23 protein-coding genes and 1 tRNA gene are annotated in these 22254 nt (G+C 73.6%); 10 read left to right on the plus strand and 14 right to left on the minus strand.

The window, feature by feature from the left end:
• Positions 1-17: 17 nt before the first annotated feature.
• Positions 18-1976 carry a putative bifunctional diguanylate cyclase/phosphodiesterase gene (locus GGQ55_RS16340; RefSeq protein ID WP_366489504.1) on the minus strand — a complete coding sequence of 653 codons (1959 nt, stop codon included), beginning with the start codon at positions 1974-1976 and terminating at the stop codon, positions 18-20.
• A gap of 180 nt (positions 1977-2156) precedes the next feature.
• On the opposite strand from GGQ55_RS16340, the gene GGQ55_RS16345 reads away from it, so the two are divergent.
• Positions 2157-3194 carry an LLM class flavin-dependent oxidoreductase gene (locus tag GGQ55_RS16345; RefSeq protein WP_179718456.1) on the plus strand — a complete coding sequence of 346 codons (1038 nt, stop codon included), beginning with the start codon at positions 2157-2159 and terminating at the stop codon, positions 3192-3194.
• A 40-nt stretch (positions 3195-3234) separates the two neighbouring features.
• A complete protein-coding gene (locus GGQ55_RS16350) occupies positions 3235-3732 on the plus strand; it encodes a DsbA family protein (protein WP_179718458.1) in 498 nt (165 codons plus the stop codon).
• On the opposite strand, the gene nhaA is transcribed toward GGQ55_RS16350, so the two are convergent.
• The 4 genes from nhaA to GGQ55_RS16370 form a co-directional block, all read right to left on the minus strand.
• On the minus strand, positions 3733-5127 hold the full coding sequence (nhaA, locus tag GGQ55_RS16355) for a Na+/H+ antiporter NhaA (RefSeq protein WP_218859305.1): 1395 nt from the start codon (positions 5125-5127) through the stop codon (positions 3733-3735).
• Positions 5128-5207: 80 nt separating this feature from the next.
• Positions 5208-5669: a group II truncated hemoglobin gene (locus tag GGQ55_RS16360; protein WP_179718460.1), complete on the minus strand. Its 462-nt coding sequence runs from the start codon at positions 5667-5669 to the stop codon at positions 5208-5210.
• 112 nt (positions 5670-5781) lie between these two features.
• A complete protein-coding gene (locus GGQ55_RS16365) occupies positions 5782-6486 on the minus strand; it encodes a DUF4333 domain-containing protein (RefSeq protein ID WP_179718462.1) in 705 nt (234 codons plus the stop codon).
• 117 nt (positions 6487-6603) lie between these two features.
• Positions 6604-6676: transfer RNA gene (locus GGQ55_RS16370), tRNA-Arg, on the minus strand.
• A 141-nt stretch (positions 6677-6817) separates the two neighbouring features.
• Here GGQ55_RS16370 and GGQ55_RS16375 point away from each other — a divergent pair.
• The 5 genes from GGQ55_RS16375 to GGQ55_RS16395 all read left to right on the plus strand — a co-directional run bounded on the left by GGQ55_RS16375 (position 6818) and on the right by GGQ55_RS16395 (position 11117).
• Complete coding sequence (locus tag GGQ55_RS16375) at positions 6818-7639, plus strand: class I SAM-dependent methyltransferase (protein ID WP_179718464.1); 822 nt, start codon at positions 6818-6820, stop codon at positions 7637-7639.
• A 159-nt stretch (positions 7640-7798) separates the two neighbouring features.
• Positions 7799-8299, plus strand: coding sequence for a single-stranded DNA-binding protein (locus tag GGQ55_RS16380; RefSeq protein ID WP_179718466.1), 501 nt, complete (start codon positions 7799-7801; stop codon positions 8297-8299).
• A gap of 104 nt (positions 8300-8403) precedes the next feature.
• On the plus strand, positions 8404-10074 hold the full coding sequence (ettA, locus tag GGQ55_RS16385) for an energy-dependent translational throttle protein EttA (RefSeq protein ID WP_179718468.1): 1671 nt from the start codon (positions 8404-8406) through the stop codon (positions 10072-10074).
• A gap of 88 nt (positions 10075-10162) precedes the next feature.
• Positions 10163-10654, plus strand: coding sequence for a tetratricopeptide repeat protein (locus GGQ55_RS16390; RefSeq protein WP_179718470.1), 492 nt, complete (start codon positions 10163-10165; stop codon positions 10652-10654).
• Between the two features lie 46 nt (positions 10655-10700).
• The gene (locus GGQ55_RS16395) at positions 10701-11117 is read left to right on the plus strand and encodes an acyl-CoA thioesterase (protein WP_179718472.1); all 417 of its coding nucleotides are present in this window, start codon (positions 10701-10703) and stop codon (positions 11115-11117) included.
• On the opposite strand, the gene GGQ55_RS16400 is transcribed toward GGQ55_RS16395, so the two are convergent.
• Entirely contained in the window at positions 11041-12150 is a 1110-nt protein-coding gene (locus GGQ55_RS16400) for an AraC family transcriptional regulator (RefSeq protein ID WP_179718473.1), read from the minus strand. The two genes, GGQ55_RS16395 and GGQ55_RS16400, sit on opposite strands and share 77 nt — an antisense overlap.
• 144 nt (positions 12151-12294) lie before the next feature.
• Here GGQ55_RS16400 and GGQ55_RS16405 point away from each other — a divergent pair, with 144 nt between their 5' ends.
• The 3 genes from GGQ55_RS16405 to GGQ55_RS16415 all read left to right on the plus strand — a co-directional run bounded on the left by GGQ55_RS16405 (position 12295) and on the right by GGQ55_RS16415 (position 14774).
• A complete protein-coding gene (locus GGQ55_RS16405) occupies positions 12295-12507 on the plus strand; it encodes a response regulator transcription factor (protein WP_179718475.1) in 213 nt (70 codons plus the stop codon).
• 144 nt (positions 12508-12651) lie between these two features.
• Entirely contained in the window at positions 12652-13656 is a 1005-nt protein-coding gene (locus GGQ55_RS16410) for an acyl-CoA synthetase family protein (protein ID WP_179718477.1), read from the plus strand.
• The gene (locus tag GGQ55_RS16415; RefSeq protein ID WP_179718480.1) at positions 13653-14774 is read left to right on the plus strand and encodes a thiolase family protein; all 1122 of its coding nucleotides are present in this window, start codon (positions 13653-13655) and stop codon (positions 14772-14774) included. The genes GGQ55_RS16410 and GGQ55_RS16415 overlap by 4 nt, the downstream gene beginning before the upstream one ends.
• On the opposite strand, the gene GGQ55_RS16420 is transcribed toward GGQ55_RS16415, so the two are convergent.
• The 8 genes from GGQ55_RS16420 to GGQ55_RS16455 form a co-directional block, all read right to left on the minus strand.
• Positions 14771-15298: an MOSC domain-containing protein gene (locus tag GGQ55_RS16420; RefSeq protein WP_366489509.1), complete on the minus strand. Its 528-nt coding sequence runs from the start codon at positions 15296-15298 to the stop codon at positions 14771-14773. The genes GGQ55_RS16415 and GGQ55_RS16420 overlap by 4 nt on opposite strands.
• The gene (locus GGQ55_RS16425) at positions 15295-15918 is read right to left on the minus strand and encodes an energy-coupling factor transporter transmembrane component T (RefSeq protein WP_179718482.1); all 624 of its coding nucleotides are present in this window, start codon (positions 15916-15918) and stop codon (positions 15295-15297) included. The genes GGQ55_RS16420 and GGQ55_RS16425 overlap by 4 nt, the downstream gene beginning before the upstream one ends.
• A 7-nt stretch (positions 15919-15925) precedes the next feature.
• A complete protein-coding gene (locus GGQ55_RS16430) occupies positions 15926-16654 on the minus strand; it encodes an energy-coupling factor ABC transporter ATP-binding protein (protein WP_366489511.1) in 729 nt (242 codons plus the stop codon).
• Entirely contained in the window at positions 16651-17217 is a 567-nt protein-coding gene (locus GGQ55_RS16435; protein WP_179718484.1) for a biotin transporter BioY, read from the minus strand. The genes GGQ55_RS16430 and GGQ55_RS16435 overlap by 4 nt, the downstream gene beginning before the upstream one ends.
• A gap of 58 nt (positions 17218-17275) precedes the next feature.
• Positions 17276-17677, minus strand: coding sequence for a globin (locus GGQ55_RS16440; RefSeq protein WP_179718486.1), 402 nt, complete (start codon positions 17675-17677; stop codon positions 17276-17278).
• Complete coding sequence (locus GGQ55_RS16445; RefSeq protein WP_366489513.1) at positions 17674-18912, minus strand: MFS transporter; 1239 nt, start codon at positions 18910-18912, stop codon at positions 17674-17676. Before GGQ55_RS16445 ends, GGQ55_RS16440 begins: the two co-directional genes overlap by 4 nt.
• Positions 18913-18974: 62 nt before the next feature.
• The gene (locus GGQ55_RS16450; protein WP_179718488.1) at positions 18975-19952 is read right to left on the minus strand and encodes a mechanosensitive ion channel family protein; all 978 of its coding nucleotides are present in this window, start codon (positions 19950-19952) and stop codon (positions 18975-18977) included.
• 64 nt (positions 19953-20016) lie between these two features.
• On the minus strand, positions 20017-22059 hold the full coding sequence (locus GGQ55_RS16455) for a prolyl oligopeptidase family serine peptidase (RefSeq protein WP_179718490.1): 2043 nt from the start codon (positions 22057-22059) through the stop codon (positions 20017-20019).
• Positions 22060-22254: the final 195 nt, after the last annotated feature.

Here is a 22254-nt window from a genome sequence, read left to right on the forward strand (position 1 = left end):
GCGCGAAACCACCTGGGTCAGTCCTCCGGGGACTCCTCGACCAGGTCCTCGGCCGGCTGCTCGGTCCGCCGCGGCGCCGGGTACGGCTCGTCGTCCTCGTGCTCGTCGTAGGGGAGCAGAGCGGAGAGGTCGTCGGTCTCGTGCCGGGCCGGCGGCGCCGGGCGCAGCTCCGGGTACTCGCCGGTGAGCTCCTCCGGGGTGTCCTCGACGGTCTCCGCGGCCGGGGCGTCGGTCACCTCGTCGATGAGCACCTCGGCCGGGGTGGGCAGCGGCGCGGGGCGACCGAACGCGAAGCCCTGGGCCATCGCGCAGCCGTGCCGCAGCAGCCAGTCGGCCTGGTCGAGGTCCTCGATGCCCTCGGCGATCACCTGCAGGCCCATGCCGCGGCCGAGCTGCAGCAGCCCGTGCACCAGCGCGGCGGTCGAGGGCTCGGTGACGACGTCGGCCACGAACGAGCGGTCGATCTTGACCGTGTGGATCGGCAGCCGGTGCAGCGCGGTGATCGCCGAGTACCCGGTGCCGAAGTCGTCGAGCGCGAGCGTGACGCCCCGCTCGGTGACGACGGCGACCGCGTGCAGCGTCGCCTCCGCGGCGAACAGCGCCGTCGACTCGGTGATCTCCAGCTCCAGCCGCTCGGGCGGCAGGCCGGACTCCTCCAGCGCCGCGGTGACGAGTTCGCTGAAGCCCTCCTCGGCGAGGTGCCGGGCGGAGATGTTGACGTGCACGCGCAGGTCCGACGGCCACGTGGCGGCGTCGTTGCAGGCCTGCCGCAGCACCCACGCGCCGAGCTTGGAGGTCAGCCGGTTGTTCTCGGCGGCGGGCAGGAAGACGCCGGGCGGGAGCAGGCCGCGGGTCGGGTGCTGCCAGCGGATCAGCGCCTCGTAGCCGAGCAGCGTCTCGTCGGCCAGGTGGACGATCGGCTGGTAGAACAGCCGCAGCTCGCCGTTGTCGATGGCGTGGCGCAGGTCGGTCTCCAGCTGCAGCTGGTCGATCTCGCTGCTGGACAGCGCGCCCTCGTGCACCTCGATCCGCCCGCTGCCGTCGGCCTTGGCCCGGGTCAGCGCGCTCTGGGCCTGGCGCAGCAGGTCGTCGGGGGTCGAGTCCGATCCGAGGGTCAGCCCGACGCTCGCCGACAGCGTGATCTCGCGGTCGAGGACGACGAACGGCTCGTCGAGCACCGACAGCAGCCGGTCGGCCAGGGCACGCAGCCCGTCGAGGTCCTCGACGTCCTCGGCCACCACGAGGAACTCGTCGGCGCCGAGCCGGACGGCGGTGTCCTCGACGCGGGTGCTCCAGCGCAGCCGGTCGGCGACCTGGGACAGCAGCGCGTCACCGGCCTCGTGGCCGAGCGCCTCGTTGATCGCTTTGAACCGGTCGATGTTGATGTGCACCAGGCCGACCTGCAGCCCCCGGCGACGGGAGAGCGCGACCGCGTGCCGCAGCCGGTCGGTCAGCGCCCGGCGGTTGGGCAGGCCGGTCAGCGGGTCGGTGAACGCGCGGCGGACGAGGTCCTCCTCGGCCCGGCGGCGGTCGGTCACGTCGACCAGGGAGAGGACGACGAACTGCGGCTCGCCGCCGGTGTGCCGGACGACGTCGTGCGCCTGGACCACCCACAGCTCGGTGCCGTCGGAGCGGCGCATCCGCCGCTCGCCGTCGAGCAGGAGGTTCGGGTCGAGACCCTCCTCGCCGGGGCCGGGCAGCACGTTGAGCTCGGTGACCGGCGGGTCGTCGGGGTGGGCGAGCAGGTCGACGTGCCGGCCGGTCAGGTCCTCGGCGGTGCGGCCGGTCAGCCCGCACATCACCGGGTTGGGCACCAGGATGTGACCCTCGAGGTCGACGAGGGCCTTGGCGATCGGGGCGCCGAGGAACAGGGCCTGGAACAGCTGGCCGCGGTCGGCGAGCAGGGTGTCGATGGCCCGCAGCCGATGCGGGGCACCGGCCGAGGGCCGGGGCGTGCCGGGTGCGGGTGAGTTCACCTGAACAGAGTCGGCCATCGACGGCCGGAAGTGGCGGAACCTGCCGACGGAGAGTCGTGGTCGCGTCGCTACTCAACGTAGTGATTCCTCGGTGCACCACCGTCGGCATGGCACACCTCACCAAAGGTCGGTGCGGTTCCCGCCGGGAATCGACGACGGCCCGTCGACGCTCTGGGGAACGTGGACAAGAAGATCGGGTTCCTGTCGTTCGGGCACTGGCAGCCCATCCCCGGCTCGCAGGTGCGCACCGCGCGCGACGCGCTGGTGCAGAGCGTGGAGCTCGCGGTCGCCGCCGAGGAGCTCGGCGTGGACGGCGCGTTCGTCCGGGTGCACCACTTCGCCCGGCAGCTGGCCTCGCCGTTCCCGCTGCTGACCGCGATCGGCGTGCGGACCTCGCGGATCGAGATCGGCACCGGCGTCATCGACATGCGCTACGAGAACCCGCTGTACATGGCCGAGGAGGCGGCGGCCGCCGACCTGCTCAGCAGCGGCCGGCTGCAGCTCGGCGTCAGCCGGGGATCACCCGAGACCGCGCTGCGCGGCTCGGAGGCGTTCGGCTACGTCCCGCCGCCCGGGGCCGACGACGGCGAGCTGGCCCGGGAGAAGACGGCGCTGTTCCGCGCAGCGATCGCCGGTGCCACGGTGGTGGACGCCGACCCGCGGATGACCGGCGGCGCGAGCGGCCGGCTGGCCGTGCAGCCGCGCTCGGAGGGCCTGGCCGACCGCATCTGGTGGGGCTCGGGCACCCGCGCCACCGCCGTCTGGACCGCCGAGCAGGGCATGAACCTGATGAGCTCGACCCTGCTCAGCGAGGACACCGGGGTGCCGTTCGACGAGCTGCAGGCCGAGCAGATCGCGCTGTTCCGCGCGGCCTGGAAGGACGCCGGCTGGGAGCGCGAGCCCCGGGTCTCGGTGAGCCGCAGCGTGATGCCGCTGGTCACCGACACCGACCGGATGTACTTCGGCGACCGCTCGGGCAACGAGGACCAGGTGGGGGTGCTCGAGGGCGTGCGGGCGCGGTTCGGCAAGAGCTACGTGGGCGAGCCGGACGAGCTGGCCGAGGAGCTGGCGAAGGACGCCGCCGTCCGGGATGCCGACACCTTGCTGCTGACCGTGCCGAACATGCTGGGCGTCGACTACAACGTCCACCTGCTCGAGACGATCACGAAGCACGTCGCCCCGGCGATCGGCTGGGTGCACCCCGACGAGCGCGGCTGAGGTGGTCGCCGTGAGCCGGCCGGCGCGAGACACTGCAGCGGTGACGCAGACCGCCGTCGACCTCGACCGGCACGTGTACGGCTCCGTCGAGGCGCCGATCCGCATCGTCGAGTACGGCGACTTCGAGTGCCCCTACTGCCGGGCGGCCGCACCGGTGCTCAAGGAGCTGGTCGACAGCTCCGCCGGCGTCGTGGCCCTCGTGTGGCGGCACTTCCCGCTGTTCACCGTGCACCCGTTCGCGCTCACCGCGGCGCTGGCGGCGGAGGCGGCCGGGCCGCTGTTCTGGCAGATGCATGACGAGCTGTTCGCCAACCAGGACCGGCTCACCGACGCCGACCTGTCCGCCTACGCCGAGCGGATCGGCGCCGGCCCCGTCTGCGGGCCGACGGCGCAGTCCTTCCGCGAGGCCGTGAAGGCCGACTACAAGTCCGGCGTCGCGCTCGGCGTCCGCGGCACGCCGACCCTGTTCATCAACGGCGACCGCTACACCGGCAAGGTCAAGCTGGGGGAGCTCCGGCTGGCGCTCGGCCTGCGCTGATCAGGCCAGCGACGGGTCCTCCCACGGACCCTCGGGCAGCTCGGGCAGCTCCTCGTCGTCGTCGATCGTGCACAGCGGCAGCCGCTCGCCGAGGTAGCGCAGCAGCAGCGAGCCGAGGACGGCGGCCAGCAGCGACCCGGCGAGGACGCCGATCTTGGCGTCGCGGCGCAGCAGCTCGTCGGTGAACGCCAGGTCGGTGATGAACAGCGAGATGGTGAACCCGATGCCGGCCAGCACCGCGCCGCCGATGAGGTGCCCGTAGCGGACCCGGCCGGGCAGGGCGCCCCAGCCCGAGCGCAGAGCGATGCCCGCGGCCACCGAGATGCCCACGGCGTTGCCGACCAGCAGCGCGACGACGATGCCGATGGCGACGTTCGAGTGCAGGGCCGCATTCAGGGCGCCCCCGTCGAGCACGACCCCGGCGTTGGCCAGCCCGAACAGGGGGACGACGACGAACGCGCTGACCGGGTGCAGCTCGTTCTGCAGCCGGTCGTTGGCCGGCACCGTGGCCCTGGCCGCCGCCGTCGCCAACCGGGCGCGGGCCGGGTCGGCCCGGTCGATGAGGGCGCGGCCGTAGTAGCGCAACCGCTCGGCCTGCGCGTCCTCGACCGGCGCGGCCGGGACCAGCAGCCCGAGCAGCACACCGGCCAGCGTCGGGTGCACGCCGGAGGCGAAGACGGCGCCCCACAGGAGCAGCCCGACCAGCAGGTACGGGGCCAGCCGCCAGACGCCCAACCACCGCATCGCCAGCAGCACGACGACCAGGAGGCCGGTGACGACCAGCGCCGGGACCGACACCGACGGCGTGTAGAAGATCGCCATCACCGTGATCGCGCCGATGTCGTCGACGATCGCCAGGGTCAGCAGGAACAGCCGCAGCTGATCGGGGCAGCGCGGGCCGAACAGCGCCAGGATCCCGATGAGGAACGCGGTGTCGGTGGACATCGGGATGCCCCAGCCGGCGGCGGCGGGGCCTTCGTGCACGAAGGCGACGTAGATCAGCGCGGGCAGCAGCAGCCCGCCGATCGCGCCGAGCGCCGGCACGATGACCGTGCGCCGGTTGCGCAGCTCGCCGACGGTGACCTCGCGGCTGATCTCCAGGCCGACGACCAGGAAGAAGATCGCCATCGCGGCGTCGTTGACGACGTGCCGCAGGTCCAGCGACATCGACCAGTCGCCGACGTGCAGGGCGACCTCGGTGGTCCAGAACGCCTCGTACCCATCGCCCAGGTTCGCCCAGACCAGCGCCGTGATCGCGGCCACCAGCAGCAGGCCCGCGCTGACCGCCTCGTTGGCGAGGAACCGGCCGAGGCTGGCCGAGCGGTACGGCATCGGGACGCTGATCCGCAGCGCGGGTCCCGGACGGACCGGTGCCAGCGTCTGCTCACTGCTCACGAACGTCCCCCTCGTCGATACCGGCGATGGTTGGCAAGTATCTGCCACACCGGCTCTGTTCCCGGCCCTGTTCCCGGCGGTCAGGCGGGCGGCGGCTGCAGCCCGTCCCACGACCAGCGGGGGATCGGCAGATCGGCCGGGACGACGGCGTCCCGAGAGCCGTAGGCGAGCACGTCGGCGACCGCCCACTCCATGTACGCCCGCAGCGTGCCACGGAACTCCGGGTCGGCGGGAAGTCCGGCGTCATCGGCGGCGGCGGCGAAGCACTCGACGAACCGGCGCCCGAGGTCGCTGATGTCGCCGTTGCCGGCGTGCATGCGCAGCAGCGAGCTCTGGTCGGAGCACTCCTCGGTGAAGCGCGGCGGGCCACCCATGACCTCGGCCCAGTAGGCGGCGAGGCGGCTCGCGTGCTCGGGGTTCAGGTAGTCGTGCGAGAAGGGGTGGTTCAGCTCCGGGTCGGCGAGGCAGCGGGCGTGGTGCGCCTCGGCCAGCCGGAGGAACGCCTGCTCGCCACCGGCGTACTCGAAGAGCGTCGGGCGCATGGCGCGGAGTCTGGCAGGGCGCACGGGCGGTGGGCCAGGCGTGCCCTGCACGTGCGAGGGCGGTGGCACCGGGTCGCCCGGTGCCACCGCCCTCGCGTCGGTGCGGGAGGGATCAGCCCTCGTCGACCGACTCGATCGTGACGGTGCCGTCCTTGTCCACGCTGGCCGTGACGCCGATGCTCTGCGACGGGTCGTCGGCGTTGCTGACCGTGCAGGTGAGCGTCTCGCCGTTCGGGTCGACCAGGACGGTGCGGCCGCCGGCGTCGCAGGCGGTGTCGGCGTTGACCATCTCGTCGGAGGCCGCGGCCTCGACCTGCTGGCTGATGTTCTCCTCGACGTCGGACACCTTCACGACCTTGTTGTCGGTGGTGACCTGGATGTTGCCGTTGTCGTCGGTCTGCGTGACGGTGAACTTCACGTCCTGGCCGTCGACCGTGCCGGTGCAGGTGAACGTGCCGCCGTTCTTCGCCTCGACGTCGGCCGGGCAGCTGACGTCCTCGGGTGTGACGCCGAGCAGCTGCTCGCCGCTGTCGGCCACCGCGCGCTGGGCGTCGGCCTGGACGATGGTCTTGCTGCCGAACAGGAAGATCGCGCCGACCACGAGGCCGCCGATCACGATCACCGCCGCGATGAGCGAGCCGACGATCAGGCCGGTCTTCTTCTTTTGCGGCTGCTGGTAACCGAAGCCCTGCTGGCCGTAGGGGGCGCCGGGTCCGCCGAAGCCGGGCTGGCCGTAGCCGGGCTGCTGCCCGTACGGCTGCTGCCCGTAGGGCTGCTGGACGCCGGGCGGGGGCGGGGGAAAGGTCGACTGGGTCATGGGGTCCTCCTCCAAGGTGTGTGGCATCACCGTGGAGGAGGGCGCTTTCGGCGCACTTGATACGCGCTGGTGGTGCACTTGCAACGCAGCTCGGAGCGGTGTTCGCGCTGGTGGGGGCGCGCCCGGCAGGATTCGAACCTGCGGCCAAGAGCTTAGAAGGCTCCTGCTCTATCCACTGAGCTACGGGCGCTGGAAGCCCGATCATCGCATCCAGCCGCCGACGCCCGGCCTTCTCCGGAGCCACTCGGAACCCGGTTGTGACCTGACCTTGACCCGGTCGGGGAAGGCCGCGACGATGCCCCGCACGACGAGCGAGCGTCGGAGGTGGGCCGTGGCGCAGGCGTTCTCCCCGCCGGGCTCCTGGGCCGGTGGCGACCGGTACGAGGCCTACGTCGGCCGGTGGAGCCGCCCGGTGGCCCGCCGGTTCGTCGCCTGGCTCGCCGTGCCGGCGGGCGCCCGGTGGCTGGACGTCGGGTGCGGCACCGGGGCCCTCAGCGCGACCGTCCTGGCGGCGGCCGAGCCGTCGGCCGTGCTGGGCGTCGATCCCTCGCCGGACTTCGTCGCGCACGCCGCCGCGCACGTGACCGATCCCCGCGCCTCGTTCCGCGAGGGCAGCGCCCAAGCCCTCCCGGTGGACGACGCCGCCTTCGGCGCGGTGGTCTCCGGCCTGGTGCTCAACTTCGTCCCCGACCCGGTCGCTGCGCTCGCCGAGATGCGCAGGGTCGCCCGCCCGGAGGGCGTCGTCGCCGGCTACGTCTGGGACTACGCCGAGGGCATGCAGCTCATGCGGCACTTCTGGGACGCCGCGGCCGACCTCGACCCCGCCGTGCGCGGCCTGGACGAGGGCCTGCGGTTCCCGCTCTGCCGCCCGGAACCGCTGCGCGAGCTGTTCGCCGGCGCCGGCCTCGCGGACGTCGAGGTCGAGGAGATCGTCGTCCCCACGGTGTTCGCGGACTTCGACGACTACTGGACGCCGTTCCTCGGCGGCACCGGGCCGGCGCCGGCGTACGCGGCGCACCTGCCGGAGGCGGACCGCGTGGCCCTCCGGGAGCACCTGCGCAGCCGGTTGCCCGTCGAGCCCGACGGCTCGATCCACCTCACCGCGCGGGCCTGGGCGGTCCGCGGTCGCTGGTCGTCGCACGCCGCGAGTTGACCCGACCGCGCCGCGGTGGCGCGGCTCGTCGTCCACAGGCGAGGGCCTCGTCCACAGATCCTCGCGAGGTCTGTCCGGACCGGCTGTCGGCTCCGCAGGGTTCTCGCTAGCCGGCACCGCGCCGGCCGCGCTCCGGCGCCGAACGAACGAGGACCCACCATGGCGAAGGAAACCCTGATCACCGTCGTCGGCAACGTCGTCAAGCCGCCGCAGAAGAACCGGACGGCCAGCGGCAGCGTCACCAAGTTCCGCGTGGCGTCGACCGCGCAGCGCTTCGACAAGGAGTCGCAGCGCTGGGTCGACAAGAAGCCGCTGTTCCTCGATGTCGAGTGCTGGGGGGAGCTGGCCGGCAACGTCTCGCACACCGTCACCAAGGGGGACCCGGTCGTCGTCCACGGCGAGCTGTTCACCGACGAGTGGGAGACCGACCAGGGCCGGCGCAGCAAGACGGTGATCAGGGCGGCGTCCGTCGCACCCGACCTCACCTGGGGCACCGCCGAGTTCCGCCGGACGGCGCGCAGCGGCGCCCCGGCCCAGCCCGAGGTCACCGACCCGGGCGAGTTGGGCGAAGACGTGCCCGCCGACGAGGACTATCCGGCGGGGTTGTCGGCGTTGTACGAGGTGGACTCCGCCACCGTCCCCGAACCGGCCCTGCACTGAGGCCGCGGGAACTGGGAGGATCGGAGGCGACACCGCAGGGAGGCGGGCCGGGAAACGTCCGGCCCGCTCCCGTTCGCGAGACAACGGAAGGCCTACGAAGCCCAGTGGCTCAGTACATCTACTCGATGGTGCGTGCGCGCAAGGCGCACGGCGACAAGGTGATCCTCGACGACGTCACCCTGGCGTTCCTGCCCGGCGCCAAGATCGGCGTGGTCGGCCCCAACGGCGCCGGCAAGTCGACGGTCCTGCGGATCATGGCGGGACTGGAGAACGCGTCGAACGGCGAGACGGTCCTGGCACCGGGGGCCTCGGTCGGCATGCTCCAGCAGGAGCCGCCGCTGAACGAGGACCTCGACGTGCGCGGCAACGTCGAGGAGGCGGTCAAGCCGCTCCGCGACGCGCTGACCCGCTTCGAGGAGGTCAGCGCGGCGATGGGGGAGCCCGACGCCGACTTCGACGCGCTGCTCGGCGAGCAGGGCGAGCTCATGGAGCTCATCGAGAACCACGACGGCTGGGAGCTCGACGCCCGCATCGAGCAGGCGATGGACGCGCTGCGCTGCCCGCCGGGCGACGCCGACGTGAAGGTGCTCTCCGGTGGTGAGCGCCGCCGCGTCGCGCTGTGCAAGCTGCTGCTCGAGGCGCCCGACCTCCTGCTGCTCGACGAGCCCACCAACCACCTCGACGCCGAGAGCGTGGCGTGGCTCGAGCAGCACCTGGAGAAGTACGCCGGCACCGTCGTCGCGGTCACCCACGACCGGTACTTCCTCGACAACGTCGCCCAGTGGATCCTCGAGCTCGACCGCGGTCGCGCCTACCCGTACGAGGGCAACTACTCCACCTACCTCAAGACCAAGGCCGCGCGGCTGAAGGTCGAGGGCGCCAAGGACGCCAAGCGGCAGAAGCGCCTCAAGGAGGAGCTGGAGTGGGTCCGCTCCGGCGCCAAGGCGCGCCAGGCCAAGAGCAAGGCCCGGCTGGCCCGCTACGAGGAGATGGCCGCGGAGGCGGACAAGTACCGCAAGCTGGACTTCGAGGAGATCCAGATCCCGCCGGGTCCGCGCCTGGGCAACGTGGTCATCGAGAGCCACGACCTCACCAAGGGCTTCGGCGACCGCCTGCTGATCGACGACCTGTCGTTCACGCTCCCGCGCAACGGGATCGTCGGCGTCGTCGGCCCGAACGGCGCCGGCAAGACCACGCTGTTCAAGATGCTGGTCGACCAGGAGAAGCCCGACGACGGCGAGATCAAGGTCGGCGAGACGGTCAAGATCTCCTACGTCGAGCAGAACCGCAGCGGCATCGACCCCAAGAAGACGCTGTGGGAGGTCGTCTCCGACGGGCTGGACCACATCAAGGTCGGCAACGTGGAGATGCCCTCGCGCGCGTACGTCGCCGCCTTCGGCTTCAAGGGCCCGGACCAGCAGAAGCCGGCGGGTGTGCTGTCCGGCGGTGAGCGCAACCGGCTCAACCTCGCGCTGACCCTCAAGCAGGGCGGCAACCTGCTGCTGCTCGACGAGCCGACCAACGACCTCGACGTCGAGACGCTCTCCAGCCTGGAGGCCGCGCTCGAGGAGTTCCCCGGCTGCGCCGTGGTCGTCAGCCACGACCGGTGGTTCCTCGACCGCGTGGCGACGCACATCCTCGCCTACGAGGGTGACTCGAAGTGGTTCTGGTTCGAGGGCAACTTCGCCGACTACGAGAAGAACAAGGTCGAGCGGCTCGGCGTCGAGGCGGCCCGCCCGCACCGCGCCACCTACCGCAAGCTGACCCGCGACTGATCGGCTGACCCCCGCGCACGACGGCCGGCCGGAGCATGCGCTCCGGCCGGCCGTCGGCGTCTCCGGGGCCGGATGGCAGGCTCATCGGGTGCCCGAGCAGCAGTGGGAGCAGCGGCTGACCGCGCTCTGGACGACGCTGGACGATCGTCCCGAGGAGGAGTTCGTCGCCGCCGTCGACGAGCTGACCGCCGAGCTCCCGGACGACGACGCCGCCGGAGCCTTCGAGCGCGCGGCCGCCCGCGACTCCACCGGGCACTCCGACCTCGCCGTCCCGCTCTACCGGCAAGCGCTCGAGCGGGGACTGACCGGCGAGCGCCGGCGGCGCGCGGTGATCCAGCTGGCCAGTTCGCTGCGCAACACCGGCGACGTGGCCACCAGCGTCGAACTCCTCGAGGGCGAGCTGGCCCGCACCTCCGACGGGCTGGACGACGCCGTCCGCGCCTTCCTCGCCCTCGCGCTGGTCGACAGCGGCCGCGAGCGCGAGGCGGTGTCCCACGCGCTGATCGCCCTCGCCCCGCACCTGCCCCGCTACCAGCGCTCCACCGCGAACTACGCACGGGCGCTCGTCGAGGAGGAGTGAGGGATCCCACGGCCGGGCCTCCGGGCCCGTGCGGCAAGGTGGGCGCGTGCGGCACACGGTGCAGGTCCCGATGCGGTGGTCGGACATGGACGCGTACGGCCACGTGAACAACGTGGTCTACCTGCAGTACTTCGAGATGGCGCGCGTCGATCTCTTCTTCGAGCGCGCCTCGCTCGAGGAGCGCACCGGCCTGCGCCGCGGCACGGTGGTCGCCGCCCACGACATCCAGTACAAGCTGCCCGTCGTCTACTCGCCGCGGCCGCTGGACGTGCAGATCTGGGTGTCCGAACTGCGCGCGGCCGTGTTCACCTGCCACTACGAGGTGTACGACCACCAGCGGCTGGCCGTCACGGGCAGCACCAAGCTGGTCCCGTTCGACTTCTCGATCAATCGTCCGCGGCGGCTGACCCCCGACGAGAAGGAATTCCTCCTCCGCTGGACCGACGAGCCTGCGGGATCCTGATCGGCCCGACCGCGACGTCGGCCCGCGGCGACGACCGCGTCGCATCGCGCCAGGCGGTCGGGCTGAGGTCGAACTGCTGACGGAACCAGCGCGAGAACGCGCTCGGTGCGGCGAACCCCAGCAGGAGCGAGATCTCGGTCAGCGAGAACCGGTCGATCGACAGGTAGTGCTCCGCCAGCCGGCCGCGCGTGCCGTGCACGACGCTCGAGAAGTTCTGCCCCTCGGCGGCGAGCTGCTGCTGGAGCATGCGCGGACGCATGCCCAGGTGCCTGGCCACCTCCTCCAGCGAGCACCGTCCGAGGGGTAGCAGCAGCTCCACGACGCGGCTCGCCCCGGCCGACTGCGTGGCCTGCTCCGGGGGCAGGACGAGCGACAGCAGCAGCTGGCGGGTGTACGGACGGACGGAGGCGTCGGCGGTCACGACCAGCGCGTCGAGGTCGACCGAATCCAGGATGAATCCGGTGAACTCGGCGCCGAAGTGCACGTTCGCGCCGAGGAGCCGGCGGAAGGTGCCCGGCTGGGCCGGTGCCTCGTGCGCGAAGTGCGCGGTCGTCGGCACCCAGGTGGGGCGGATCAGGATGCGGATGATGCCGACCAGGTTGCCGATGACCAGGTCCTGCACCTGACGGGTCGGCACCGCCTCACCGAACTCGAGCCGGATGTCCACCGTGGCCCAGCGGTCCTCCTCGGTGACCCGCAGGTGCAGCACCCCGGTGTAGGCGTGCGCGTACCGGCTGAGCAGGTCCAGCACCCCGCGCAGGTCGGGTTCCTCACGCAGGACGACGCTGAGCGGGCCCAGGCTGCCCAGCCCGCGCCGCTCGGACAGCCGGAGAGCGAAGTCGTCGCAGCCCGACTTCCGGGCGGAGAGCTCCAGCAGCCGCGCCATCGGGCCGGCCGGCACCCACCGGTCGGGGACGTCGAGGTCGGCGACGTCGAGGCCGACGCTCGCCATCAGCTGCGCCGGGTCCAGCCCCAAGGACCGGCACAGCTCGGCGTACCCGGTGAGCGAGGCGGTGCGGGCGAACTGGCGCATCGGGGACCGTCCTCTCCCCCCGTGCGCGAAAAGGTAAGGGGAGCGACCCCATCCGTAAAGCGACTCCGGCCAGTACTCCCTAACGTCTCTTGACACGCGACCAAATACGGAACCTACTGGTTTAGCCACAGTGGGGGAGGGGCCATGCACTCAGCCAACGGTGCGCCACACCTCAGCGACCGCGATGTCGAACTCCTCCGCCACCTGGCCGCCGGGAGGTCCACCTCCCAGATCGCGGCGGCGATGGAGATCTCCGGCAACACGGTCCGCACGCGCATCCACCGCGTCACGGCGAAGCTCGAGGTGGTCAGCAGGGTCGACGCCGTCCGGACGGCGGAGGCCCACGGCGTCCTCTGATCGATCGTCATTCGAAAGGTCGACTGGCCGAACGGCCCTGGTCTGCCACACTGACCTCGCTCCGCCAGGTGACGACAGAGGGCTTCGGTCCGTGGTGCGCTCGCCTGGCGGAGCCTGTCCGCAGCGGGATGGCACCATCGCCCCGTGTCACCGGAGCCGGTCGACGTGCTGAGCGCCGCCGATCCTGTGGCGGCCGTGCTGTCGGCGCACGCCGGCCGACGGCCGATCGCGGTGCGCACCTCGGGCACGAGCGCGCGACCCCGCCGGGTGGTCCGCAGCACGGCGTCCTGGGTGGACTCCTTTCCCGCGGTGTCCGAGCTGACCGGCATCGGCCCTGGCTCGCGGGTCTGGCTGCCCGGCCCGCTGAGCGCCTCGATGAACCTGTTCGCCGCGGTCCACGCCCGGTTCACCGGCGCCGAGGTCGGCCCGACCCCGGACCGGGCGACGCACGCCTGCCTGACACCGACGGCGCTCGCCGGTGCGCTCGAGGACGGCGTCGACCTGGCCGGCGTGCACGTCGTCGTCGCCGGTGACCGGCTCGGCCGCGACCGGAGCGGCCGGGCCGCCGCCGCGGGAGCGCGGACGAGTCACTACTACGGCGCGGCCGAGCTGTCGTTCGTGGCCTGGGGCAGCGACGAGGACGACCTGCGCCCCTTCCCGGGCGTCGAGGTGGACATCCGCGACGGCGTCGTCTGGGCGCGGTCGCCCTACCTCGCCCTCGGGTACCTCGAGGACGGCGGGCCGCTGCGGGTCGCCGAGGACGGGTTCGCCACGGTCGGCGACCGCGGCCGCCTCGACGACGGCGTGCTCACCGTGCTCGGGCGGGGGACCGACGCCGTGCTGACCGGCGGCGTCACGGTCCTGGTCGACGACGTGGAGCAAGCCCTGCGCCGGGCCACCGGCACCGAGGTCGTGGTCGTCGGGCTCCCGCACGCGCGCTTCGGGCAGTTGGTCGCCGCCGTACTGACCGACCGGACGGCGGTGCCCGCCGCGCGGGCGGCGGCGGGAGAGCTGCCGCCGCCGCAACGACCCCGGCGCTGGTTCTGCCTGCCCCGCTGGCCGGTGACCGAGGCAGGCAAGGTCGACCGGGCCGCGGTCGCCGAGCTCGCCGCCGCCGGCCGGCTCGACCCCGTCCCCGTGGTCGCGTGAGCGGCGCTGTCGTCGTCGCCGCGCTGCGCAGCCCCATCGGGACGGCGGGGCGCTCGCTCGGCGCCGTCCCGGCGGCCGAGCTCGCCGCCCCCGTGCTGGCCGCGGTCGCCGACGGCCTGCCCCGTCCGCGCGAGGTCGTGCTCGGCAACTGCACCGGCCCCGGTGGCGACGTCGCCCGGGTGGCGGCGCTGGCAGCGGGCCTCCCGGCCTCCGTTCCGGCCCTGACCGTCGACCGGCAGTGCGCCAGCGGGCTGGCCGCCGTCGCTCTCGGCACGCATCTCGTGGCGGCCGAGCCCGGAGTGGTCCTGGCCGGCGGTGTCGAGTCGGCCTCGACCGCGCCCTGGCGGTTCTGGCCACCGACGCCGCACGCCGAGCCGGTGCGCTACGAGCGGGCCCCGTTCGCCCCGGAGGCGATCGGAGATCCGGACATGGGCCCGGCGGCCGACGCGCTCGCCCGGGCGAGCGGGATCTCGCGAGCGGAACAGGACGCCTACGCCGCCCGCTCGCACGCCCGCGCCGCTGCCACGCAGCGGGCCGGTGGGTTCGCCGCCGAGATCACGCCGGTCGCGGGCGTCGACCGGGACGACCGCCCCCGCGCCGGGCTCACGGTCGACCGGCTCGCCCGCCTGCGACCCGCCTTCGGCCAGGACGGCACCCATACGGCCGGCAACTCGTGCGGGATCAACGACGGCGCGGCGGTGGTGGCGATCGCCGACGCGGCCACCCACCGTCGCCTCGGCCTGCCCGGGCTGCGGGTGCTCGCGACGGCGACCGCCGGAGCAGACCCCCTCCTCCCGGGGCTGTCCCTCGTCCCCGCCGCCCGGCGCGCTCTCGACTCCGCCGGGCTGACGTGGGACGACGTCGACGTGATCGAGCTCAACGAGGCCTTCGCCGGGCAGATCCTGGCCTGCTGCCGGGAACTCGGCCTCGACCCCGAGCGGGTCTGCCCGCAGGGCGGCGCGCTGGCCCTCGGCCACCCGTGGGGCGCCTCGGGGGCGGTCCTCGTCGTCCGGCTGTTCACCCAGCTGGTCCGGCAGCGGGCCGGCCGCTACGGGCTGGCCGCCATCGCCGCTGGTGGCGGGCAGGGCGTCGCGGTCGTCGTCGAGGCGCTGACCTAGACGATGCGGGGCACGGGCCGCCCCTCGCCCGTCGGCGCCCCGCGCGCCCCCGCCTCGTCCTCCGCCACGGCCCGGACGACGTCGCCCTCCCGGATCGGCCCTCCGACGAAGACCGCCGCGTTGATCCCGCCGCGGTGCACCATCGCCTTGACCAGCCGGATCCCGGTCAGCCGCTCCAGGTGCGTGCACGGCGGGCACCGTTTCGCCCCGAACAGCAGCGTCTCGCCGACGGCGAACCAGCCGCCGACCAGCGCCGGGAGCTCGATGCCCGTCGTCACCAGGTTCCGGCGGGTGTCCCCGGGCAGCAGGGCAGAGCCGGTCTCGTCCGCGACCGCGGCGACCTCGTCGGCGTCGATCAGCGTCAGCTGCTTCTCCAGCTGGGGGTACTGCGCCCACGTCCCGCCGCCGAGCGCGTACCGGTCGCCGTCCAGCCCGACGCCGGCCAGCAGGGTCGCGGCGGGCAGCCGCTGCATCGGCGCGGCCGCCGACGCCGTCCGCCAGATCTCGCGCAGCACGCCGCTCACGACAGCGCCCCGTCGGCGCCGCGCGCGTCGAGCGCCTCGCTGACCGTGTGCGCGAGCTGCAGCACCGAGACCAGCAGCGGGACGACGAGGCGCAGCAGGGCCCGCGGCCCCCGTGTCGAGCCGCCGCGGGCCGCCTGCGCCTCGCGGATCCGGTCGGCGCGCTCGGCGACCAGCGGGATGAAGCGCAGGGTCATCGCCAGCGCCAGCCCCACCCGGGACGGACGCACCCCGACGAGCCGCAACGGCGCGCACAGCCGCTCGACGACGGCGACCATCGCGGTCACCCGCGTCGTCGCGGTCACCACGGCCGCGGCGAGCACGAGGGCCAGCAACCGCAGGCCGGTCGCCACCGCCGTCGGCAGGTCGCCGACCGCGACCTGGAGGACGACGATCGCGGCGACCCAGACCGCCACCGCGCGCGCCTGGCGGGCCAGCAGCCCGACCGGCAGCCGGGCTCCTGCCAGGGCCACCAGCAGCACCGCGGCCAGGGCCCCGGCCGCCACCGGCAGCGAGGGGAAGGCGAAGAGCAGCACGCCCAGCGCGACCAGTACGAGCAGCTTGAGCCCGGCCGGCGCCCGGTGCACGGGACTGGTCCGCGGAACATAGAGGGCGAGGGTCATCAGAGGGTCACCGGTCGGCCATCAGCTTCCGGTAGGCGCGCACCGACTGCTCGGCGGGCCCGTCCTCCACGATGCGGCCGGCATCGACGACGAGCACCCGGTCGAAGCCGTCGAGCAGGTCGAGATCGTGGGTCACCACGACCACCGCCTGGGGCAGCTCCTCGATCACGCGGGCCACCCGGCGGGCGTTGACCAGGTCGAGCAGCGTCGTCGGCTCGTCGAACACGATCCGCGCCGGACGCATGACCAGCACCCCGGCGATGGCCAGCAACTGCTTCTGCCCGCCGGAGAGCAGGTGCGCGGGGTGGTCGGCGTGACCGGCCAGCCCGTACCGCTCGAGCACCTCGGCCACGCGCGCGGCCCGCTCGGCCGTCGGCACACCCTGGTTCTCCAGCCCGTACCCGGCGTCCTCGGCGACGGTCGGGTGCACGATCTGCGCGTCGGGGTCCTGGAACACGAACCCGACCCGGCGCCGCACCTCGCGCAGTGCCGAGCGGGTGTCCAGGCCGTCGACCAGCACCCGGCCGGCGGAGGGCAGCACGAGCCCGTTGAGCAGCCGGGCGAGGGTGCTCTTGCCGCCGCCGTTGGCGCCGATGATCCCGATCCGGCGCTCGGTCAGCCGCAGGTCGATCCCGTCGAGCACCGTCCGCTCGCCGTAGGCGTGCGCGACGCCGACGAGCTCGATGCCCCGCGATGGGTCGGCCACGGCCTGCGGGCCGGCCGAGCGGCGCCTCACGGGGCGGCCGGCGCCCGCCGCGGCCGCTCGATCACCGGGTAGGCGCGCCGCACGGCCACGGCCACCAGCGCGGCGACGACCGCCTTGACGACGTCGCCCGGCACGAACACCAGCGAGCCGGTGAATGCCGCCGACAGCGGGACGTCGGAGTAGACGCTGATGAACGGGATGCCGATCGCGTAGACGACCACGATCCCGCCGACCAGGGTGGCCACCATCGCCCACGCCAGGTTGAACCGCCGCCAGAACGCCTCGGTCAGCAGGCCGGTGACCAGCGCCGCGACGGGCCACGAGTAGAGGAAGCCGGCGCTCGGGGACACGAACACCGACAGGCCGCCCCGGCCGCCGGACAGGACCGGCAGGCCGATCGCCACGACCACCAGGAACAGCAGCAGAGCGAGGAAGCCGCGGCGGGCACCCAGGACCGCCCCGGCCAGCATCACGCCGAGCGTCTGCGCGGTGATCGGCACCGGCACCGCCGGCACGGGGATCGCCGGCAGCAGGCCGAGCACCGCGGTCAGCGCGGCGAACAGCGCGATGTAGGCCAGATCGCGGGTCTTCACGGCCGGAAAATACCGGAGTCCCGGGAAACGGCCGTCGTCACACCGGAAAGCCGCCTCGTCAGTGGCGGTTCTGCATGCTGAAGGCCGCCATCTCCAGATAGCCCCACAGCGTGGCGTCCTGCTCGTCGGTCAGCCCGAGGGAGTCCACGGCGTCGCGCATGTGCGACAGCCACGCGTCGCGCTCGGCCGGGCCGATCGCGAACGGCGCGTGCCGCATCCGCAGCCGCGGGTGCCCGCGCTCCTGCGAGTAGGTGGTCGGCCCGCCCCAGTACTGCTCGAGGAACATCCGCAGCCGGGTCTCGGCGCCGTCCCAGTCGTCCTGCGGGTACAGCGGCGCGAGCACGGGGTCCTGGCGGACGCCCTCGTAGAAGCGGTGCACGAGCGCGACGAAGGTCGGGTGCCCGCCGACCTCGTCGAAGAAGGTCCGGGCCGAGGGCAGGGTGCGGCTCGACTCGCTCATGACACCGATCGTCCCGCGGCAGCCCGCTCGGCTGCCACGTGACCCTGCGTACGCACGAACGCGAGCAGCGGCAGGACGACGGCGGCCAGCCCCAGCGCACCGCACACGACCACGACACCGCTGGGCGCGAGCACCTCGGCGGCCGCACCGGCGGCGAGCGCACCCAGCCCCTGCATGCCGTAGAGGCCGCTGACCGCCACGCCGAACGCCCGCCCCCGGTGCGACGCCGGCACGGCCTGCACGAACGCGGCGTTGAGCGGGATCATCCAGGCCGAGCCGAGGCCGGAGACGAACAGCAGCGCGACGACCACACCGAACGTCAGCACCCCCGGCTCGGCGAGGCCGGCGGTCAGCCCGGCCAGCACCATCGGCACGAGGGAGAGGACGACGAGCCCGGGGATGAGCTGCTCGCGACGACGAGGAGCGACCAGCCGGGCCACGGCCAGGCCCCCGACCGTCACCCCGAGCGGGTTGGCGGCCAGCAGGATGCCGACCCCGGTCGCGCCCAGGCCGAGCTCGGCGACCAGCGGGGCGGCGATGCCCTCCGGCGCGTAGATGAACGCCGTCCCCAGCCAGAGGACGGCGATGATCGCGAGCAGCCGCGGCGAGCGCTGGATGAACCGGAAGCCCTCCAGGGCGTCGCGCAGCAGCGACTGCCGCTCCGCGTCGCTGGTCGGCGCCGGCCGCCGCTGCAACCCGAACGCCAGCCAGATCGCCGAGACGACGAACGTCGCCGCGTCGATGAGCAGCGCGCCGGCGGGGTCGAGCACGGTCACCAGCGCACCGGCCGCGACGAAGCCGACCACCTGCGCCACCTGCAGGCCCACGTTGGTCATCGAGTTGGCCACCGCGTACCGGTCGCCCTCGAGGACGTCGGCGACCAGGGCCGAGCGGGCCGACTCGAACGGCGGGGAGCACATCGCCAGCACGAACATGAGCGCGAGCAAGGCGGGCAGCGGCATGCCCGGCACCGCCATCAGGGCGACCAGCACCGCCCGCCCGGCGTCGGTCGCGACCATCACCCGCTGCCGCGGCAGCCGGTCGGCCAGCGCCGAGAGCACCGGCCCGCCGATCAGCCACGGCAGGTAGCTGATGGCGAAGGTGATCGCCGAGAGCAGCGCCGACGACGTCCGCTGGTAGACCAGGACGGTCAGCGCGACGCGGGCGAGCTCGTCGCCGATGGTCGAGAGCAGGAAGTTGCCCAGCAGCGGCCGGAACTCCCGGACGGCGAGCACCTCCCGGAAGGTGGCCTGCCGGTCGCCGGAGGACGCCGGCTCCTCCTCCGGCGCGGGCGCGCTCAGGGGGTGCCTGCCGGGGACGCGCCGGCCAGCACCGGGGCCGGGGCCTTGAAGCCCTCGGCGACGAACCGCTCGTTGAGCCGCTGGCGCAGCTCGCGGCCCACCCGCCACTGGTCGGCGTTGGTGGTGCGCACCGTCAGCCGGAGGGTCACCCCGGCGGTGGTGATCGACTCGACGCCGAGCGATTCGGGCTCGGCGAGCAGCACGTCGGACCACTCCTGCTCGGCGTACATGGCGTCGGCGACCTCCTGCATCACCGAGCGGCAGCGCTCGAGATCGGTGTCGTGGGCCACCGGCATGTCGATGACCACCTGGGCGAAGCCCTGGCTCTTGTTGCCGACCCGCAGGACCTCGCCGTTGCGCACGTACCAGACCACGCCGTGCGAGTCGCGCAGCCGCGTGATCCGCAGGCCCACGGCCTCCACCGTGCCGGTGGCCTCACCGAGGTCGACGACGTCCCCGACGCCGTACTGGTCCTCGAGGATGATCCCGATCCCGGCGATGAAGTCCTTGACCAGGTTCTGCGCGCCGAAGGCCAGCGCGACCCCGATGACGCCGGCGCTGGCCAGGATCGGGGCCAGGTTGACGCCCAGCTCGCCGAGGATCAGCACGACGGCGACGCCGAGGATCACGAACGAGGAGAAGCTGCGCAGCACGGAGCCGATCGCCGCGGCCCGCTGCGACCGCCGGGCGGCGATCGTCTCGGCACCGACGTCGTCGGCCCGCCGGCCGCGCCGGCGCCAGGGACGCAGCACGCTCGGCACCGCGCCGGTGGCGGTGCGGTCGGTGAGCCGGCGGATGCCGCGGTTGACGACCACCCGCAGCACCACGGCCAGGACGACGATCAGCGCGATCCGCAGCGGCTTGGCGATGAGGGTCTCGGCGTTGTCCTGCCACCACTCCTGCGTGAACAGGCCTGCCGCCGCGGACGTGAGGTCGTCGGCGGCGGCAGTGAACACGGACAGTGAGGCGCTCATCACCGTAGATACTCCCAGGCGCGCGGCCGAATGTCAGCGGGACTTCAGTCCCGTGTCGTCGGGGTCACGCCAGGCCGGTCGCGGCGGCCAGGAACGCCAGCTGGTCGGCGGCCAGGCCGACCGTGCGGCTGACCGCCCGGGCACCGTGCCCGACCGAGGTCTCCCGGCGCAGCACGATCGGCGCCTCGCCGGTGGTCGCCTGCTGCAGCGCCGCGGCCAGCTTGCGGGCGTGCAGCGGGTGCACCCGCGTGTCGGACTCGAACGTCGTGAACAGCACCGCCGGGTAGGCCGTGCCCTCCCGCACGGCGTGGTACGGCGAGTAGCCGAGCAGCCAGCCGAGCTCGGTGGGGTCCTCGGCGGTGCCGTACTCGTCGTTCCAGGTGCGGCCCAGGCCGAAGCGCTCGTAGCGGACCATGTCCAGCAGCGGCGCGCTGCAGACCACCGCGGCGGCGAGGTCGGGCCGCTGGGTGAGCGTGGCCCCCACCAGCAGGCCGCCGTTGGAGCCGCCCATCACGGCCAGCTGCCCGTGCGTCGTCCAGCCCTCGGCGACCAGGTGCTCGCCGGCGGCGGCGAAGTCGTCGAACACGTTCTGCTTGTGCTCGCGCATGCCGGCGCGGTGCCACTCCTCGCCGTGCTCCGAGCCGCCGCGCAGGTTGGCCACCGCCCAGACGCCGCCGGCCGCGACCCAGGCCAGCGCCTGCGCCGAGTAGGCCGGGGTGAGCGCGACGTTGAAGCCGCCGTAGCCGTAGAGGACGGTCGGGCGCGGCTGGTCCGCCCGACCCGTGGGCGAGAGCACGAACAGGTGGACCGGCGTCCCGTCCTTCGACGTCGCGTGCGTCTCGACGACGGTCAGCGGCGGCACGTCGCCCGCCACCGGCGCCCGCTCCTCCTCGGCGAGGGTGTCGCCGTCCCAGTGGAAGACCGACGGCGGCGTGGCGTAGTCGGTGTAGCCCACCCAGGCCTCGGTGCCGCCCTCGGGCCGCGCGACGACGCCGGCGATGCTGCCGACCCCGGGGGCGGCCAGGTCGGTCAGCCGGCCCGAGCCGTCCGCGGCCCACAGCGACAGCCGGTCGGTGGCGTCGACCGAGTGGACGGCGAGCACCTGCAGGTCGCCGTCCGGGCCGTCGAGGAGCGCGATGTCGGACAGGACGGCGTCGTCGGCCTGCGGGATCACGTCGCGCCAGTCCGCGGGATCGGTCGGGTCGGTGACGGCGAGCCGCCAGCGGGGGGCGTCGCGGTCGGTCATCAGCCACAGCCGGCCGTCGCGGGCCACCCAGGCGGTGGTCTGCGCGTCGACGCCGACCTGCAGGTCGCGGAGGGTTCCGTCGCCGGCGAGGTCGGCCAGCCAGACGTCGTCCCGGGGCGCGGTGCCGATCGAGGCGGAGACGACCAGCCAGCGGCCGTCGCGGCTGGTCCGCACCCCGAAGTAGGTGGACGGGTCGCTGCCCTCGCCGTGCACGAGGACGTCGTCGGCCGGGTCGCCCCCCACGCGGTGCCGCCAGACGCGGCGGTGGAACTGCTCCTCGCCGGCGGGCACCTGGTCGGGGGCGAGCCGGCGGACGTAGTAGAGCTCCTCGCCGCCGGGCAGCCAGGCGACGGGGGAGTAGCGGCAGCGGTCGACCGGGCCGTCGAGGATCTCGCCGGTCGCGACGTCGAGGACGTAGAGCAGCGACTCCTCGTCCCCGCCGACCGAGACCTGGTAGGCCAGCCGGTCGCCCTCCCAGGACGGCGCCCACGCGTCGAGCGTGGTGGTGCCCTCGGGGTCGAGCGCCATGGGGTCGACCAGCACGCGCACGGTCCCGTCGGCCTCACGGACGCGCAGCACCGCGTGCTCCTGGCCGGGGTCGCGGCGGGTGGAGAACGCCCGCTCGCCGCGCCAGGCGGGGACGCCGACCGCGCCGGCGTGCACGAGCTCCTCGAGCCGGTCGGCGAACCGCGCGCGCAGCGGCAGCGCGGCCAGGTGCTCGGCAGCGAGCGCGTCCTGCGCGGCGGTCCACGCCGCGCTGCGGGGGTCGTCGTCGTCCTCGAGCCAGCGGTAGGGGTCGGCGACCCGGTGTCCGTGCAGGTCCTCGACCAGGTCGAGCCGGTCAGCCTCGGGATAGCGCATCGCAGGCACCGTATCGGACGGTCCACGCGATACCAGGAGCGGAATGCCGCCGTCGCAGGTCAGAATGGAGCCGCCCCCGGGTGTCGGAGCCACCGGTGGTCCGGGGCGTCGGAGGTGCCCCGTGCCGCGTGTCGCGTCCCGGTCGTCGACGGAGAGCCATCCAGGTTCTCGCCGCGACCCCTCTCCTCGACCACT

It is taken from the genome of Petropleomorpha daqingensis (genome assembly GCF_013408985.1).
In the GTDB taxonomy this organism is placed as follows: Bacteria; Actinomycetota; Actinomycetes; order Mycobacteriales; family Geodermatophilaceae; genus Petropleomorpha; species Petropleomorpha daqingensis.

Excerpts from the sequence above, each read along its gene's own strand:
- GGQ55_RS16360 (WP_179718460.1), bottom strand. The coding sequence starts at position 5,669 with ATGCGCCCGACGCTCTTCGAGTACGCCGGTGGCGAGCAGGCGTTCCTC.
- GGQ55_RS16440 (WP_179718486.1), bottom strand. The coding sequence starts at position 17,677 with ATGAGCGAGTCGAGCCGCACCCTGCCCTCGGCCCGGACCTTCTTCGAC.
- GGQ55_RS16455 (WP_179718490.1), bottom strand. The coding sequence starts at position 22,059 with ATGCGCTATCCCGAGGCTGACCGGCTCGACCTGGTCGAGGACCTGCAC.
- GGQ55_RS16425 (WP_179718482.1), bottom strand. The coding sequence starts at position 15,918 with ATGACCCTCGCCCTCTATGTTCCGCGGACCAGTCCCGTGCACCGGGCG.
- GGQ55_RS16380 (WP_179718466.1), top strand. The coding sequence starts at position 7,799 with ATGGCGAAGGAAACCCTGATCACCGTCGTCGGCAACGTCGTCAAGCCG.
- GGQ55_RS16450 (WP_179718488.1), bottom strand. The coding sequence starts at position 19,952 with ATGAGCGCCTCACTGTCCGTGTTCACTGCCGCCGCCGACGACCTCACG.
- GGQ55_RS16365 (WP_179718462.1), bottom strand. The coding sequence starts at position 6,486 with ATGACCCAGTCGACCTTTCCCCCGCCCCCGCCCGGCGTCCAGCAGCCC.
- GGQ55_RS16405 (WP_179718475.1), top strand. The coding sequence starts at position 12,295 with ATGCACTCAGCCAACGGTGCGCCACACCTCAGCGACCGCGATGTCGAA.
- GGQ55_RS16400 (WP_179718473.1), bottom strand. The coding sequence starts at position 12,150 with ATGCGCCAGTTCGCCCGCACCGCCTCGCTCACCGGGTACGCCGAGCTG.